Annotated in this window: 15 protein-coding genes and 1 riboswitch; of the genes, 10 read left to right on the top strand and 5 right to left on the bottom strand. The window is 46.6% G+C overall.

Annotated elements, in window-relative coordinates; genetic code table 11:
• The first annotated feature begins 19 nt into the window (after nucleotides 1-19).
• From slmA to GQ359_RS09770, 4 genes are read left to right on the top strand one after another with little or no spacing between them, the layout of a single operon-like run.
• Entirely contained in the window at nucleotides 20-676 is a 657-nt protein-coding gene (gene slmA, locus GQ359_RS09785) for a nucleoid occlusion factor SlmA (protein ID WP_114654129.1), read from the top strand.
• Nucleotides 673-1,812, top strand: a complete 1,140-nt coding sequence (locus tag GQ359_RS09780) for a homoserine O-acetyltransferase (protein WP_215386957.1) — start codon at nucleotides 673-675, stop codon at nucleotides 1,810-1,812. The genes slmA and GQ359_RS09780 overlap by 4 nt, the downstream gene beginning before the upstream one ends.
• The gene (gene metW, locus GQ359_RS09775; RefSeq protein ID WP_215302215.1) at nucleotides 1,809-2,390 is read left to right on the top strand and encodes a methionine biosynthesis protein MetW; all 582 of its coding nucleotides are present in this window, start codon (nucleotides 1,809-1,811) and stop codon (nucleotides 2,388-2,390) included. The genes GQ359_RS09780 and metW overlap by 4 nt, the downstream gene beginning before the upstream one ends.
• Nucleotides 2,383-3,717 carry an MFS transporter gene (locus GQ359_RS09770; protein ID WP_305848979.1) on the top strand — a complete coding sequence of 445 codons (1,335 nt, stop codon included), beginning with the start codon at nucleotides 2,383-2,385 and terminating at the stop codon, nucleotides 3,715-3,717. The genes metW and GQ359_RS09770 overlap by 8 nt, the downstream gene beginning before the upstream one ends.
• Here GQ359_RS09770 and GQ359_RS09765 read toward each other — a convergent pair.
• On the bottom strand, nucleotides 3,710-4,492 hold the full coding sequence (locus GQ359_RS09765; protein WP_215302213.1) for an exodeoxyribonuclease III: 783 nt from the start codon (nucleotides 4,490-4,492) through the stop codon (nucleotides 3,710-3,712). The genes GQ359_RS09770 and GQ359_RS09765 overlap by 8 nt on opposite strands.
• Before the next feature lie 8 nt (nucleotides 4,493-4,500).
• Here GQ359_RS09765 and pyrE point away from each other — a divergent pair, with 8 nt between their 5' ends.
• The gene (gene pyrE, locus GQ359_RS09760; protein ID WP_215386955.1) at nucleotides 4,501-5,169 is read left to right on the top strand and encodes an orotate phosphoribosyltransferase; all 669 of its coding nucleotides are present in this window, start codon (nucleotides 4,501-4,503) and stop codon (nucleotides 5,167-5,169) included.
• A 39-nt stretch (nucleotides 5,170-5,208) separates the two neighbouring features.
• Here the strand turns inward: pyrE and dapF are convergent, their stop codons facing one another.
• Genes dapF through GQ359_RS09745 form a run of 3 tightly spaced genes read right to left on the bottom strand, consistent with a single transcriptional unit; the run spans nucleotide 5,209 to nucleotide 7,908 of the window.
• Nucleotides 5,209-6,063: a diaminopimelate epimerase gene (gene dapF / locus GQ359_RS09755; RefSeq protein ID WP_215387968.1), complete on the bottom strand. Its 855-nt coding sequence runs from the start codon at nucleotides 6,061-6,063 to the stop codon at nucleotides 5,209-5,211.
• Nucleotides 6,064-6,122: 59 nt separating this feature from the next.
• Nucleotides 6,123-7,022: a lipid A biosynthesis acyltransferase gene (locus GQ359_RS09750; protein ID WP_215386954.1), complete on the bottom strand. Its 900-nt coding sequence runs from the start codon at nucleotides 7,020-7,022 to the stop codon at nucleotides 6,123-6,125.
• 25 nt (nucleotides 7,023-7,047) lie between these two features.
• The gene (locus tag GQ359_RS09745; protein ID WP_215302210.1) at nucleotides 7,048-7,908 is read right to left on the bottom strand and encodes a lysophospholipid acyltransferase family protein; all 861 of its coding nucleotides are present in this window, start codon (nucleotides 7,906-7,908) and stop codon (nucleotides 7,048-7,050) included.
• Nucleotides 7,909-8,112: 204 nt separating this feature from the next.
• Here GQ359_RS09745 and metK point away from each other — a divergent pair, with 204 nt between their 5' ends.
• The 3 genes from metK to metF all read left to right on the top strand — a co-directional run bounded on the left by metK (nucleotide 8,113) and on the right by metF (nucleotide 11,862).
• Nucleotides 8,113-9,279, top strand: a complete 1,167-nt coding sequence (gene metK, locus GQ359_RS09740; RefSeq protein ID WP_215302209.1) for a methionine adenosyltransferase — start codon at nucleotides 8,113-8,115, stop codon at nucleotides 9,277-9,279.
• A gap of 79 nt (nucleotides 9,280-9,358) precedes the next feature.
• Nucleotides 9,359-9,469: riboswitch (S-adenosyl-L-homocysteine riboswitch) on the top strand.
• A gap of 61 nt (nucleotides 9,470-9,530) precedes the next feature.
• Complete coding sequence (gene ahcY, locus GQ359_RS09735) at nucleotides 9,531-10,976, top strand: adenosylhomocysteinase (RefSeq protein WP_215302208.1); 1,446 nt, start codon at nucleotides 9,531-9,533, stop codon at nucleotides 10,974-10,976.
• A 55-nt stretch (nucleotides 10,977-11,031) separates the two neighbouring features.
• Nucleotides 11,032-11,862, top strand: a complete 831-nt coding sequence (gene metF / locus GQ359_RS09730) for a methylenetetrahydrofolate reductase [NAD(P)H] (protein WP_215386953.1) — start codon at nucleotides 11,032-11,034, stop codon at nucleotides 11,860-11,862.
• A gap of 17 nt (nucleotides 11,863-11,879) precedes the next feature.
• On the opposite strand, the gene GQ359_RS09725 is transcribed toward metF, so the two are convergent.
• Nucleotides 11,880-12,497, bottom strand: a complete 618-nt coding sequence (locus GQ359_RS09725) for a 5-formyltetrahydrofolate cyclo-ligase (protein WP_251367876.1) — start codon at nucleotides 12,495-12,497, stop codon at nucleotides 11,880-11,882.
• A gap of 55 nt (nucleotides 12,498-12,552) precedes the next feature.
• On the opposite strand from GQ359_RS09725, the gene GQ359_RS09720 reads away from it, so the two are divergent.
• Entirely contained in the window at nucleotides 12,553-14,511 is a 1,959-nt protein-coding gene (locus GQ359_RS09720; protein WP_251367875.1) for a lytic transglycosylase domain-containing protein, read from the top strand.
• Between the two features lie 23 nt (nucleotides 14,512-14,534).
• Entirely contained in the window at nucleotides 14,535-15,443 is a 909-nt protein-coding gene (locus GQ359_RS09715; protein ID WP_215386951.1) for a complex I NDUFA9 subunit family protein, read from the top strand.
• Nucleotides 15,444-15,446 lie beyond the last annotated feature (3 nt).

The raw sequence follows: 15,446 nt of genomic DNA, 5'->3' as shown, positions 1-15,446 counted from the left end.
GTGGATAAGAGATATAGATATGCGTGATTCCTTAGACCCTACTGCATCAGAGATCGAAGCGACAGTTGCCGAAGAGGGTAAGACACGCAAGCGCCCGCGCCCTGGTGAACGTCGTCTACAGATCTTGCAGGTGTTGGCAGAGATGTTGCAAAACCCAAAGGGTGAGCGAGTCACTACTGCAGCATTAGCGGCAAAAATTCAGGTATCAGAAGCGGCGCTCTATCGGCATTTCGCTAGTAAGGCGCAGATGTTTGAGGGCTTGATTTCATTTATTGAGCAAACAGTTTTTGGTTTGATTAATCAGATTAATCAAAAAGAAGAATCTGGGCTTGCACAAGCTCGCGGGATTTTGCAGATGCTGTTGTTCTTCGCAGAAAAAAATCCTGGCATGACTCGCGTACTTTTGGGTGATGCTTTGTTGCAAGAGGATGATCGCCTGCAAGAGCGTATTACACAGGTGCTGGATCGCGTGGAGGCATCTCTCAAGCAGTCTTTACGCATTGCTCAAACCCAAGGCGGTGCTTGGGCGAATGTAAGTCAAGATGAGGTTAGTGTCCGAGCAGCTATGTTGATGAGTTGCGTCCTAGGTCGCTGGCATCGATTTGCTCGAAGCGGCTTTAAGAAGCTGCCAACCGAAGCATCTGATATTAGCCTTCGCATTCTTCTGTCCGAATGAGCGAGTTACATCTCTCTAGAAACACTATCCACTTTGCCGAGCCCTTGCCTTTGCAAAGTGGCGCCATCTTATCGGGCTACGATTTAGTTATTGAAACTTACGGCAAGCTGAATGCCGATAAAAGTAATGCTGTGCTGGTTTGCCATGCGCTCAATGCATCGCACCATGTAGCCGGTCCTAACCCCGATGATGCAAGCGATATTGGTTGGTGGGACAACATGATTGGGCCAGGCAAGCCAGTAGATACAAATCATTTCTTTGTTATTGGGGTTAATAACTTAGGCTCTTGCTTCGGATCGACCGGGCCAATGAGCATCAATCCTGCCACTAAAAAGCCTTATGGCGCAGACTTCCCTGTCATCACGGTTGAGGATTGGGTCAATACTCAGGCGCGTTTGGCTGATAAATTGGGTATACGTCGTTTTGCTGCAGTCATGGGTGGAAGCTTGGGTGGAATGCAGGCATTAGCATGGTCTATCCAATTTCCAAAACGCCTTGGCCATTGTTTGGTTATTGCCTCGACGCCAAAACTGAGTGCGCAAAACATCGCGTTCAATGAAGTGGCACGTAATGCTATTTTGTCTGACCCAGATTTTCATGGCGGTAATTATTACGAACATGGCGTAGTGCCGAAGCGCGGGCTAAAGTTGGCTCGTATGGTCGGACACATTACCTATTTATCTGACGATGATATGGCGGAAAAGTTTGGGCGCGAGCTGCAAAGGCCACATGGCGAATCTCAAGACTACCGCTTTAGCTTTGATGTGGAATTTGAGGTTGAAAGTTATTTGCGCTATCAAGGCGATAAGTTTTCTACTTACTTTGATGCCAATACTTATTTACTCATTACCAGGGCGCTAGATTATTTTGACCCTTCTCGTCGTTATGAAGGAAGTCTCAATCGTGCTCTAGCGGAAGTGCAAGCTAAGTTTTTGGTCGTGAGTTTTTCTACTGATTGGCGCTTCCCCCCTAATCGCAGCCGCGAAATTGTGGAATCTTTACTCAGTAATAAGAGTGAAGTGAGTTATGCAGAGATTGATGCACCACATGGGCACGATGCTTTCTTGTTGGATGATCCGCGTTATCACAATCTGATTCGTGCTTATTTCAAACAAATGCTTGAGGTTAAATCATGAAGCGCGCTGACTTTGCCGCGATAGCGAACTGGATTGCGCCCAATAGTGAAGTGCTAGACCTGGGTTGCGGCGATGGTAGTTTCTTGGAGTATTTGCAGAAACAAAAGCCAGTCCATGCTTATGGCGTTGAGATTGATGATGCCCGTGTACTCTCATGTGTGCAAAAGGGTTTGAATGTCATTCAGCAAAATCTTGAAGGCGGTTTGGCACTTTTTGAGAACAATAGTTTTGATACGGTTGTACTCTCTCAAACACTACAAACCATTCATGAGACTGAAAAGATCTTGCGTGAAGTGGTGCGCGTTGGCAAAGAGTCAGTTGTTTCTTTCCCAAATTTTGGTCATTGGTCACACCGCCTAGCAGTTGGCTTTGGCCGTATGCCAGTTTCTAAAAGCTTGCCTTACCAGTGGTACAACACACCTAATGTGCGCGTTCTTACCGTTGCTGATTTTGAAAAATTAGCCTCAAGCTTGGGTCTCCAAATTCTGGATCAATGCATCTTGCATGAGGGTCGTCAGGTTACTTTGATGCCGAATCTTTTTGGAAGCCTAGCGCTGTTCCGCGTTCGACGTGCTTAGTACCCTTCAGTCCTGGCTGAAAGATTTTCGGGTTTATCTCGAATGGCCATGCCTCCGAATGCTCTTCTTGGGCTTCTCCGCCGGTCTACCTTTGTTGCTTATTTTGGGAACCTTGAGCTTTTGGCTAAGAGAGGCTGGTATTGATCGCAGCACGATTGGTTATCTGACTTGGGTTGGTTTGATCTACGCGTTTAAGTGGATGTGGGCCCCTTTAGTAGATCGATTACCCATCCCTTTGTTATCAACATTATTTGGTAGAAGACGTAGTTGGCTGCTTTTTGCGCAGTTGCTCATTATTCTGGGTTTGGTCGGTATGGCCAGCATTGATCCCAAAGCTCAACTCACACCAATCGTGTGGTGCGCTCTTTTGGTTGCCTTTGGTTCTGCAACGCAAGATATTGCCCTAGATGCTTTTCGAATTGAGTCTGCAGATAGTGATCATCAAGCAGCATTAGCCGCTACCTATCAAACGGGCTATCGCCTCGCATTGATTTGGTCTGGTGCAGGCGTTCTCTGGTTGGCTGCCCGCGCTGAGTCAGGCTCTGCTAGCTATGATCCTGCTGCATGGCAATTTGCCTATCTATGCATGGCGCTCTCGATTAGTGTGGGCGTGCTCACCACCTTATTTAGTAAAGAGCCGGTTCGTATTGAGCTTGCAAAAGCACGCAATGCAAAGGCATGGCTACATCAAACCTTGATTGAACCATTTGCCGACTTTATTAAGCGTTACGGTTGGCACGCTATTTTGATTCTGTCTTTAATTGCCATCTATCGTATTAGCGATGTGGTGATGGGAATTATGGCTAACCCATTTTATGTAGATATGGGATACACCAAAGATGAGGTCGCAGCTGTTAGTAAAGTCTTTGGAGTAGTGATGACATTAGTCGGCGCCTTCCTTGGGGGTGTACTCACTTTACGTTTTGGCGTGATGCGCATTTTGTTATTGGGTGCAATTTTATCGGCCGTCAGCAATTTATTATTTGCTTGGCTTGCGACACAGGGCCACGATTTGCATGGCTTGGTTTGGGTGATCTCTGCGGATAACCTGAGTTCCGGAATAGCTTCGGCAGCGTTCATCGCATTCTTATCGGCCTTGACGAATATCCAGTACTCCGCAACGCAGTACGCATTGTTTAGCTCCATGATGCTCTTATTGCCAAAGTGGCTGGCTGGATTTTCTGGCGTTTTTGTAAATAACTTTGGCTATGCAAGTTTTTTTATCAGTACCGCAATTATTGGAGCGCCGGTCTTAATTCTGATTTGGCTCACCATCCACTTCAAAGTAGTGGAATTCAAAAAACACGATTCACAAGTCGCTAAATAGACCAGTCGTAATCTACTGTGAGTGGTGCATGATCTGAGAAACGCTCCTCTTTATACACCGCAGTATTTTTAGCGCTTCCCGCAATTCCTGGGGTGGTGATGTGATAGTCGATGCGCCAACCCACGTTCTTTGCATAAGCTTGACCGCGATTACTCCACCAGGTGTAGCAGGCATCAGTTGCTTCGGGCTCTAGTTTTCTATAGACATCTACGTAGCCAATTTTGCCAAATAGGTTTGTCAGCCAAGCGCGCTCTTCGGGTAAAAATCCTGAGTTCTTCAGATTGCCTTTCCAGTTTTTAAGGTCAATCTCGTTGTGGGCAATATTGACGTCCCCACACAGCACAATTTCACGCCCTGACTTTTTGAGTTCAACCAAGTGTGGCAAGAAAGAGTCTAGATAACGATATTTTGCTTCCTGCCTTTCTGGCGAGCTTGAGCCTGAGGGCATGTATACCGAGATGACAGAGAGCTTTTTGAATCGAGCCTCGACATAGCGACCTTCAGCATCGAACTCCTCATTGCCATAGCCATATAGGACCTCATCTGGCTTATGAGGGGTATAGATGCCGCACCCGCTATAGCCTTTTTTTTCGGCATGATGAAAAAAGCCGTGTAGCCCATCCGGATTCAGAATGGCATCTTCTAAATCGTCTTGCTGAGCCTTGAGCTCCTGCATACAGACAAAGTCCGCCTTTTGCTTCACCACCCATGGCATAAAGCCTTTTTTGACCGCGGAGCGGATACCGTTGAGGTTGGCAGAAATGATGCGTAACATATAGGCCTATGAGCTCAAAAAATTCTAATCAAGATAACTTTATTCATTTTGCTTTGGAGGCAAATGTTTTGTCGTTTGGGGAGTTTAAAACTAAAGCGGGGCGCCTTTCCCCTTATTTCTTTAATGCGGGTGGATTTAATGATGGTACCCGCCTCAGTGCGCTAGGAAAGTATTACGCCAAGGCTTTGCAAGAGTCTGGCCTGCAATATGACATGCTGTACGGCCCAGCTTATAAAGGCATTACTTTGGCTGCTGCCACTGCAATTGCTCTAGCCGATGCTGGCCGCAATGTTCCATATGCCTACAACCGTAAAGAAGCCAAAGATCATGGCGAGGGAGGCTCACTGGTGGGTGCTCCAGTTAAAGGCAGGGTGGTCATCATTGATGATGTGATCTCAGCTGGGACATCTGTACGCGAGTCCGTAAAGCTTATTCGCGATGCAGGTGCAGAGCCAGCAGCGGTATTGATTGCTTTGGATCGTATGGAGAAGTCCGGGACGGCTACAGAGATTGGCGATAAGTCAGCAGTGCAAGCAGTGGAGCAAGAGTTTGGTTTGCCGGTAGTAGCAATTGCAAACTTGGCAGACCTGATGGCCTTCTTAACTGCCTCCAGCAATGCCGAGTTAACAAAGTATCTTCCAGCAGTGAAAACCTATCGCGAGAAATACGGAATTTAATTTAAAGAACAGTAGCAGTAGTTTCTGCAGCCCCACTCTTTAGATTTGTGTTTCACCCTCGAACACGGTGATGGCTGGCCCAGTCATGATGACGCTCTGAGCCACTTCATTAATCATTCCGCCCCAGGCAATTTGCAAATCACCGCCACGGGTGTGCACTTTGACGGGGGAGTCAAGTAAGCCGCGACGAATGCCAGAGACCACTGCAGCGCATGCACCAGTGCCACAAGCGAGAGTCTCACCAGCACCCCGCTCATAGACGCGCAATTTAATTTCATTGCGATTGATCACTTGCATGTAGCCAGCATTCACTCTTTTTGGAAATACCGGATCTCTCTCGATTGACGGACCTTCTTCGAGAACGGGTGCGCTGTCAACATCACCCACCACTTGAACTGCATGGGGATTACCCATCGACAAAACACCTATCCAGCTATCGTGTGCAGCAGGCGTAGCAATAGGTAATGCATAGAGCATTTCATGAAACTCTTGCTTACTTGCAAGGCCACTCGCATTAAATGGAATTTGGCTGTGCTCAAAAATCGGCGCGCCCATATCCACCTCCACCTCGCCATCTTCATGAGACTTGAGTGTAAGCACTGTATGCGCAACTTCTACGCGTAAGGGATTCTTTGTAGAAAGGCCTTGGTCGAGCACAAAGCGAACAAAGCAGCGCGAGCCATTACCGCATTGCTCTACCTCGCCACCATCAGAATTAAAAATACGATAACGAAAATCGGCATCAGGGCGCGTGGCTTTTTCAACCAGCAGGATTTGATCGGCACCAATACCAAACTGGCGATGGGCTAGTTTTTGCCATTGTTCACGAGTGATATCGCTGAGATCTTGATTAATCCCATTGAGCACAATGAAATCATTGCCCGCACCATGCATTTTGGTGAATCGTAATTTGCGTGCAGACCGGTTTAAATTCGTGCTCAAAAGAATTCCAATTAGTTGTAAAGGCTAGGCTCGCCAGGCGGCCTATGTTTAAAGCGCTTGTGTACCCAATAGTACTCTGCAGGCCTTTCGCGAACAAGGTCTTCGATATATTTATTCAGGCGTGCGGTATCTGCCTCAACATCATCTGTTGGAAAATTGGGAAGTGGTGCACTGATATTGCAGGTATATCCCATGCGATCAGCATTTAAGGTGGTGGTCATGAAGCACACTTCTGCGCCGCTGAGCCTAGCCAGGCGTGAGACTGAGGTGATGGTATTGGTTTGAATTCCAAAGAAGGGAACAAAAACCGAGTCACGTGGACCGAGATCAATATCAGGCGCAATAAAAATAAAGTTCCCGGTTTGAATTTCCCGGATCAAATCGCGCAAGCGACTTTGTCTCTCGATCGATTTCCCCCCAAAACGATTTCTCCATTCAATCATCTTTTGATTAAAAAAAGGATTCTTCATATTTTGGTAGAGGCCAGCACCACGAGGCCAATCATGCTGACTTGCTAAAACCGATAGTGCCATGAAGCCACCTTCAAGCCCAACAAAGTGCGGGTTGATTAATAGACGTGGCTTGCGATCCCCCAGCGTAATCTCAGAATTGATACTGACGATGTCGGTAATTTGTTTTCCGCTGCCAAGCCAAATACGACTTCTCTCGATGACGCTGCGTCCGAATAACTTCCAATGTTCTAATGCAAGCGAATGAATTTCATCTTCGCTCAGATTAGGAAAGCAAAGACGTAGGTTTGTTTTAACAACCTTGGCACGCTCATTGGGTATATGCGCCGCCAACCAGCCAAGGCCATAACCAATGTAAATGGTGAGACCATAAGGCAAAAAAGCAAACAGGCGCAGTAAGCTGAGTGCTAGAAAATTGAAAACGTTTTGTAACCAGGTCATGTTGAATAAATTATAAATTTACTAACTAATTACTCGGTGGTAATTCTGCTCCACTGGGATGTTTGTAGCGGTTATAGGCCCAGATGAATTGATTGGGTGCAACTAGGATTGCATTCTCAATGGCAACGTTGAGTTCAGTGGCTGCGAGTGTCGAGTCTTCAGAAAGCGGCTCTAGTCTCTTAGCTTGCATGAGCCAGCCTTTACCAAGCCCTTTACGTTTGGCAGTAAACATCACAACCGGTGTGTTGTTGCGATTGGCTAGGCGTGCAGGAAGTGGGGTTGTGTAGGCAGGGCGTCCAAAAAAGGGAACCCACACACCTTCACCACCGCTCGGGACTTGATCTGGAAGAATGCCAATTGCTTCACCACGTGTCAGCGCTCGCGTCATTTGACGAACGCCATTAAGGTTCGTTGGTACGAAATGCATATTGGGGTAAGCGCGACCCTCTTCCACCACTTCGTTAAGCCATTCTTGGCGGGACGGACGATAAAGAATGGTGGCGGGGAAGTGCTGCGCAAGTACCCGAGGAATAATTTCAAAGCCGCCAAGGTGGGGTGTGAGCATGACTAAGCCATGCCCTTCATTGATAGCTGCTTCAACGAGATCCCAGTCTTGTACTTCAACAAGGGAAAGTGCTTTTTTGGGATTTCGCCAAATCCACAAACTGTCTGAGAAGAGTTGCCCTGATGCAGCAGTCGCACGCCAGATTTGCAGGGGCAAATGATGACTTTTAATAACGGCCTCGTATTGAGGACGAAAAAGTGATCGATATTGCTTGGAGCCCACATAAGCCAGAACCCCTAAAGCAGCCCCAATTACCTGAACTAGGAATAAGGGTAATACCGCTATTGCTGCGAGGGTTAGCTTAAGAAGGAATTTGCGCACCCTCTAATGATATTCAATGCCAGCGCTAGGGCCAAATTTCCGATCTAGCTTGATAAATAAGGCATTTTTCGGATAGAATTGCACCATCGCTGAGTTAAGGCAACTTGCAGGGCGATTCATAAATTCTGCTAAAGCGTCGCCGTTGAAATTCCTGGCACGTCGAGTTGTCCCATAAATCGTGTTAATTTTTTAAAGGAATATGCAATGGCAAATGATTACTTCTTTACCTCAGAATCGGTTTCTGAAGGTCACCCCGATAAAGTAGCAGACCAAATCTCTGATGCCATCTTGGATTCGATCCTGGCTCAGGACCCAACTGCGCGCGTTGCTGCAGAAACTTTGTGTAATACCGGCTTAGTAGTGTTAGCTGGTGAAATCACAACGAATGCCAATGTGGATTACATTCAAGTAGCTCGTAATACTTTGCGTGAAATTGGTTACGACAATACTGACTACGGTATCGATTACAAAGGTTGTGCCGTGTTGGTTGCTTATGACAAGCAAAGTCCTGATATCGCACAGGGCGTGGACAAGGCGCATGATGACGGCTTAGACCAAGGTGCTGGTGACCAAGGTTTGATGTTTGGTTACGCCTGTGATGAAACTGCAGAGCTCATGCCTTTGCCAATTCATTTGTCACACCGCTTGGTAGAGCGTCAGTCTCAACTGCGCCGTGACGGCCGTTTGAACTGGTTGCGTCCAGATGCGAAGTCTCAAGTGACCTTGCGCTATGTGGATGGCAAGCCTGACTCAATCGATACAGTAGTTCTCTCCACACAACATGATGAAGAAATCTCTCTCGAGAAATTGCGCGAAGCAGTGATCGAAGAAATCATCAAACCAGTATTGCCAAAGCATTTGATCAAAGGCGCGATTAATTTCTTAGTAAACCCAACAGGTCGATTTGTGATCGGCGGCCCGCAAGGCGATTGTGGTCTGACTGGTCGCAAGATCATTGTGGATACCTACGGCGGTGCAGCTCCTCACGGTGGTGGCGCGTTCTCTGGGAAGGATCCTTCCAAGGTTGACCGTTCCGCTGCGTATGCTGGTCGCTATGTGGCAAAGAACGTCGTTGCTGCTGGTTTGGCAAGCAAGTGCTTGATTCAGATCTCTTACGCGATTGGTGTGGCTAAACCAACTTCAGTAATGGTGAGCACTTTCGGTACTGGCAAGATTTCTGACGAGAAGATTGCACAACTGGTTTCTGAGCACTTTGACTTGCGTCCAAAGGGCATCGTCAAGATGTTGAACCTCTTGCGTCCGATTTATCGCAAGACGGCTGCTTATGGCCACTTTGGTCGTGAAGAGCCAGAATTTACTTGGGAACAGTGCGACAAGGCGCCTGCCTTACGCGCAGCTGCTGGCTTGTAATCTGCTTTCTAGGCAGTAAATTTGCAGTATGTAGTGGTATTGAGACGAAATATGGCGAAATTGATTACAATTTCGCCATACCTTCAAGGAGCGTTGCAAGGAATGCTGAGAACCAGTGTTTCCCCAGGCTTGAAGGGAGTGGACTCCTAGTAACCCCAGAGTTTGCTAATTGCAACTGCGCTCGCTAACCCATGATTCAATGGCTAGCGAGTTCCTACTCCAGCATTGGATCGTCTTTAGCTGGAGCATTCATGAGTACCGTTTCCGATTTAAACAACTTTGTAGCAACCCGCTGCGCTATTGCTGATATTTCTTTGGCTGATTTTGGTCGTAAAGAAATCGCCATTGCTGAAACTGAAATGCCAGGTCTCATCGCAATTCGCGACGAGTTTGCATCACAGCAGCCATTGCGTGGTGCACGTATCACTGGTTCATTGCACATGACCATTCAAACTGCAGTATTGATCGAGACGCTTGAAGCGCTCGGCGCTGAAGTGCAGTGGGCCTCTTGCAATATTTTCTCCACACAAGATCACGCTGCTGCAGCAATTGCTGCAAATGGCACACCAGTGTTTGCCATCAAGGGCGAAACCCTTGAGCAGTATTGGGATTACACCCACCGTATTTTTGAGTGGGCTGATGGCGGCTTCACGAATATGATTTTGGATGACGGCGGCGATGCAACCTTGCTACTGCACCTCGGCGCACGTGCGGAAAAAGATCAGGCTTGCTTGAATCACCCAACAAGCGAAGAAGAAACTATTTTGTTTTCTGCCATTAAAAAGAAATTAGCACAAGACCCAACTTGGTACTCCACACGCTTAGAAAAAGTAAAAGGCGTAACTGAAGAAACTACTACTGGTGTGCATCGTCTCTATCAGATGTTCGCAAAAGGTGATTTGAAGTTCCCAGCAATTAACGTGAACGATTCTGTTACTAAGAGTAAGTTCGATAACCTCTATGGTTGCCGCGAATCTTTAGTTGATGCGATCAAGCGTGCTACTGACGTAATGGTTGCCGGTAAGGTTGCCGTGGTTTGTGGTTACGGCGACGTAGGCAAAGGTTCTGCACAAGCATTGCGTGCTTTGTCTGCTCAAGTTTGGGTTACTGAAGTGGATCCAATCTGTGCATTACAAGCAGCGATGGAAGGCTATCGCGTAGTGACAATGGACTACGCTGCAGATAAGGCAGACATCTTTGTTTCAGCAACTGGTAACTATCATGTGATTACACATGACCACATGGTCAAGATGAAGAATCAAGCTATCGTTTGTAACATTGGCCACTTCGATAACGAGATTGATGTAGCTGGTATCGAGAAATACAAGTGGGAAGAAATTAAGCCACAAGTTGATCACGTAATTTTCCCAGCAGCCAATGGAAACCCTGAGAAGCGCATCATCATCTTGGCTAAAGGTCGTTTGGTTAACCTTGGTTGCGGTACAGGTCACCCATCTTATGTCATGAGCTCTTCATTTGCGAACCAAGTGATTGCACAGATCGAGTTGTGGAATGCAGTTGGCACAGATAAATACCCAGTCGGCGTTTACACATTGCCTAAGCATTTGGATGAGAAGGTTGCTCGTTTGCAGCTCAAGACATTGAATGCCCAGTTAACTGTATTGTCAGATCAGCAAGCTTCTTACATTGGTGTAACGAAGGAAGGCCCTTATAAGGCCGACCACTATCGTTATTAATCTGCCCCTTGCTAGATATTGTTCAATAGAGAAATAGAGATACAGGCCCAAGATCATGGAATTAAGCGTTGAATTCTTTCCTCCAAAAACACCTGAAGGTGAGAATAAGTTACATCTCGTGCGCGAGCGTTTTAGTGAAACGCTTAAGCCCGCTTTTTATTCTGTGACTTTTGGTGCCGGTGGCTCTACTCAATCTGGCACACTAAAAGTAGTGAGCGATATTCATGCTGCTGGTGCAGCAGTTGCCCCACACTTATCTTGTGTTGGTAGTTCACGTGAGAGCGTGCGCGACATGTTGAAGCAATACCAAGCTTTAGGTGTTAAACGTATCGTAGCTTTACGTGGTGACTTACCATCTGGCATGGGTCAGTATGGTGAGTTTCACCATGCTAACGAGTTAGTGGAATTTATTCGTGCAGAAACGGGTGATTGGTTTCACATTGATGTCGCAGCTTATCCAGAAACACACCCTCAAGCTAAGTCGCCCGCAACTGATGTGGACTTCTTTGTGCAGAAGATGAAGGCTGGGGCCAATTCAGCAGTAACTCAGTATTTCTACAACAGTGATGCGTATTTCCGCTTTGTGGATGAGGCTTATGACTTGGGCGTCACTGAGCCAGTCATTGCTGGAATTATGCCGATTACCAATAGCACTCAGCTGCTACGTTTTTCAGATGCTTGTGGCGCAGAGATCCCGCGTTGGATTCGTTTGCGTTTGCAGTCTTATGGTGATGACACTGCTTCGATTCGTGCGTTTGGTGAGGAAGTGGTGACTGATCTTTGCGATCAACTTTTAACTGCTGGCGCACCAGGATTGCATTTCTATTCCTTGAATCAAGCAGATGCCGTTTTGGCGATAGCAGATAATTTAAGTCTTAATAAGTAGCGAAGGCTACAACTGAGTTAGCTTAATAAGCCTGACTCAGTCAGCATGGCATCCAAAGGCTCATCATGTGTTTGAGTCTGCCATTGATCATCACTTAATTTTTGCCAATCAAAGCCAATGCCTACACACAGTAGGCTTGGTTTAGCTTTACGTAATTGGGCTAAGGTGCGGTCAAAGTAGCCACCCCCATACCCAAGCCGCCAATAATGCGTTTTATCGCCTACTCTGGATTTAGACCAGCCTACGCAGGGAATCAAGATGTAGTCTGGAGTGACTTGAAGTCTACGAGGGTTATTCGGGTCTGGCTCCGGCACGCCGTGGCGACTTGGAATTAGTAAGTCACCCGCTTGCCAGGCATAAAAATCTAAATGTTTATCGGGGCGCGCAAAAGGGAGTGCTAGCGTTCTAGCTTTATTGCCCTTGGCCCAAGCTAATAGAGTCGGCCGAAGATCCAGTTCATCTTGTATGGGGCAATACAAGGCAATAGATTGAACTTGAGTGTCATGGTCGGCCAGAAAACCAGCTAAGCCAGTCAAAATAGCTTCTCGTGCCATGGGATAGCTTGCGCTAGCCGCAAACTGTTTCCTTTGGGCAAGTAAGTCCTGCCGTAGCGATTTTGGAGAATTGCCGTGCATATCGACCATTATCAGGCGAAAATTGAGAGATATAGTAAATCGATAAGGCTAGACGGTGAAAAAGAGGTTTGATGTTTTTAGTATTTGGCAAAAAGCTGCGGGCGGAATTCTATTTCTGGCTCTATTGAGCAGTTCGCCCAGTATTTTTGCTGAGAAGGCCAAGAAAACTATTTCCGCTAAAGAAAGCAGAATTTCAGTCTTTGAAATTACTGAGGGTGATCGCACCTTTATTGAGCTGCGTGAAGCAGCCAAAAGAAATGATGCGGTCCGTGCACAAACCTTAGCTGCTAGCCTCTCCAATTACCCATATGAAGACTATGTAAGCTATTTCCGTATCAAACCTCAGCTATTTGATAGTGCTGGTGTGGCGCGAGCCGATAGTAATGCGGACTCACAGGTAGCGGCTTTTCTAAATCAATATCAGGGTACTGCTCTAGCTGATCGGATGCGCAATGATTGGTTGCTCGTTTTGGGTAAGCGGAAGGATTGGTCGCGTTTTGATGCTGAATATCCTAAGTTTGTTTTGGATGATGACACTCAGGTGAAGTGCTACGCACTGCAGTCAAAATTGGCACAAGGGGAGAACCCAACTAAAGTTGCAATTGATGCTCGCGCAATACTATTAGACCCACGTAATTTTGGTCAGGCTTGCCAAGAATTGGTGCCTGCTTTGGTCAGTGCGGGCGGTATGACACCAAATGAAGCAAAGGCAATTGGCCGCGCTGCTAGTGAAATGGGTTTCGATACCATGTCACGTCGCTTGGGTGGCGAGGATCCTATTGCCGATATTGTGAAGGCAGCCAAAGCAGACCCTGCAAAAGCATTTAGAGATTTTTCTCAAAATGCATCGCGTTATAGCAAAGAAAACCAGGCCGTTGCTTGGGGTGTAATTGGCCAGTTCCTTGCAAAGAAATTAGATCCCAATGCGGATGATGCATATCGTTTTCAACAAGAACTGGGCTATAACGAGCTTCTTTCAACTGAAGGTCAAGAGTGGAAAGTACGCGCAGGTCTGCGCGCCAAAGACTGGGTGCTGGTAAAGAATGCAATTGAAGGTATGAATCCTGTAGTTCGTAGTAGGGATCCTGCTTGGACTTATTGGTATGCACGTGCATTAAAAGTTGATGGTCAAAATGAAAAAGCACGCGAGAACCTTGAGCTCATTTCTGATCAGTACAACTTTTACGGACAGCTTGCTCGCGAAGACTTGGGCAAATCGAATCATGCGCCTGCCCGAACTAAAGTGAGTGATGCAGAAATCGAATCTATGTCTCAGCGCAAAGGCTTCATTAGGGGCGAGCGCTTCTATGCCATGAATTTGCGCTTTGAAGGTAATCGCGACTGGAATTGGGAGTTGCGCAATATGAGTGATAAGCAATTGCTTGCAGCGGCTGAATACGCTAAGAGGATTGGTTTATACGACCGCGTTGTGAATACGGCTGATCGTACCAAGCAAGAGCATGACTTTAGCTTACGCTACCCAACACCTTATCGCGATGAGCTATCACCAATTGCTAAGCAAATTGATTTGAACTTGGCGTGGGCATATGGCTTGATTCGCCAAGAGTCACGATTCATCATGAATGCCTCCTCTTCAGTAGGCGCTTCAGGCCTAATGCAAGTAATGCCAAACACAGCGAAATATGTGGCTAAGAAAATTGGTATGACCTCCTATACCAATGACAAGCTTACTGATACCAACACCAATCTAACTTTGGGCAGTAATTATTTGAATATGGTTTTATTGGATTTAGATGGATCCTGGGTTCTCGCATCTGCCGCCTATAACGCTGGACCATCACGCTCTAAAACTTGGCGGGAAAAGCTCACTAGCCCGACCGAGGGAGCGATCTTTGCAGAAACGATTCCATTTAATGAGACGCGCACCTATGTAAAAAACGTTTTGGCGAATGCAACGTATTATTCATCAGTGATGCACGGTCAGACACAGTCTTTAAAACAGCGTTTAGGGGTAATCGCTCCTAAAGCAGCAAACGCATCAGAGCTACCTTAATATTTCAACTGCATAGGAGTTTTATGAAATATGACATTCTGCTAATTGGCGGTAACGGTTTTGTAGGTAGAGTTTTAGCTGCTCAGTTGCAATCTGAGGGCTATTCTGTTTTATTGCCGACTAGACACTTAGCGTCTGCACGTGAATTGCGCATGCTGCCAAAAGTGCATCTAGAAGATGCCAATGTGCATGAGTTTGATGTTTTGCAAGAGCTTTGCTCACGAATAAAGCCTGGTGGTGCAGTCATTAATTTAGTGGGCGTACTGCATGACAAGCCTGCGCAGCCTTATGGAAAAGTGTTTGAAGCTGCGCATGTAGAGCTTCCCAAAAATATTATCACTGCTATGCAGTTACACGGTCTAAAACGTTACCTACATATGAGCGCATTGGGTGCAGACTCAAATGGCCCGTCAATGTATCAGCGTAGTAAAGGTGATGGCGAGGCCGCTGTAAAGGCTAGCAATCTTGACTGGACTATTTTTAGACCTTCCGTCATTTTTGGCGCCCAAGATCAGTTCATTAATTTGTTTGCTAAGTTGACAAAGTTATTTCCAGCGATGCCCTTAGCAAACTCTGGAGCACAGTTTCAGCCGGTTAGCGTGGATGATGTGGCTAGTGCATTTACCAAGTCACTAAAAATGCCATCTACTGTTCATCAATCATATGATTTAGTGGGGCCTACTGTTTACACCATGAAAGAGATTGTGGAATTTGCTGCGCGTAAGGTCAACACAAAATGTGCCATTATTCCTGTTCATGATTTTGTTGGACATCTTCAAGCTTTAGCTTTTGAGTTTCTGCCCGTCCCAACTTTAATGTCGCGTGACAACATTGCATCTATGCAGTTGCCTAATATCCTCCCGCTTAATGGAGTAGACGCATTGACTAAGGTCTTTAGCATCAGCCGTCGCACATTAGAAGGCATGAAATAAGTC

The sequence above is a fragment of the Polynucleobacter sp. AM-7D1 genome (assembly GCF_018688455.1).
Classification (GTDB): Bacteria; Pseudomonadota; Gammaproteobacteria; order Burkholderiales; family Burkholderiaceae; genus Polynucleobacter.
This window is presented reverse-complemented; position numbering and strand designations above follow the sequence as displayed.

Excerpts from the sequence above, each read along its gene's own strand:
- dapF (WP_215387968.1), bottom strand. The coding sequence starts at position 6,063 with ATGCATGGTGCGGGCAATGATTTCATTGTGCTCAATGGGATTAATCAA.
- metK (WP_215302209.1), top strand. The coding sequence starts at position 8,113 with ATGGCAAATGATTACTTCTTTACCTCAGAATCGGTTTCTGAAGGTCAC.
- GQ359_RS09780 (WP_215386957.1), top strand. The coding sequence starts at position 673 with ATGAGCGAGTTACATCTCTCTAGAAACACTATCCACTTTGCCGAGCCC.
- GQ359_RS09725 (WP_251367876.1), bottom strand. The coding sequence starts at position 12,497 with ATGCACGGCAATTCTCCAAAATCGCTACGGCAGGACTTACTTGCCCAA.
- metF (WP_215386953.1), top strand. The coding sequence starts at position 11,032 with ATGGAATTAAGCGTTGAATTCTTTCCTCCAAAAACACCTGAAGGTGAG.
- metW (WP_215302215.1), top strand. The coding sequence starts at position 1,809 with ATGAAGCGCGCTGACTTTGCCGCGATAGCGAACTGGATTGCGCCCAAT.
- pyrE (WP_215386955.1), top strand. The coding sequence starts at position 4,501 with ATGAGCTCAAAAAATTCTAATCAAGATAACTTTATTCATTTTGCTTTG.
- GQ359_RS09765 (WP_215302213.1), bottom strand. The coding sequence starts at position 4,492 with ATGTTACGCATCATTTCTGCCAACCTCAACGGTATCCGCTCCGCGGTC.
- ahcY (WP_215302208.1), top strand. The coding sequence starts at position 9,531 with ATGAGTACCGTTTCCGATTTAAACAACTTTGTAGCAACCCGCTGCGCT.
- slmA (WP_114654129.1), top strand. The coding sequence starts at position 20 with ATGCGTGATTCCTTAGACCCTACTGCATCAGAGATCGAAGCGACAGTT.
- GQ359_RS09750 (WP_215386954.1), bottom strand. The coding sequence starts at position 7,022 with ATGACCTGGTTACAAAACGTTTTCAATTTTCTAGCACTCAGCTTACTG.
- GQ359_RS09715 (WP_215386951.1), top strand. The coding sequence starts at position 14,535 with ATGAAATATGACATTCTGCTAATTGGCGGTAACGGTTTTGTAGGTAGA.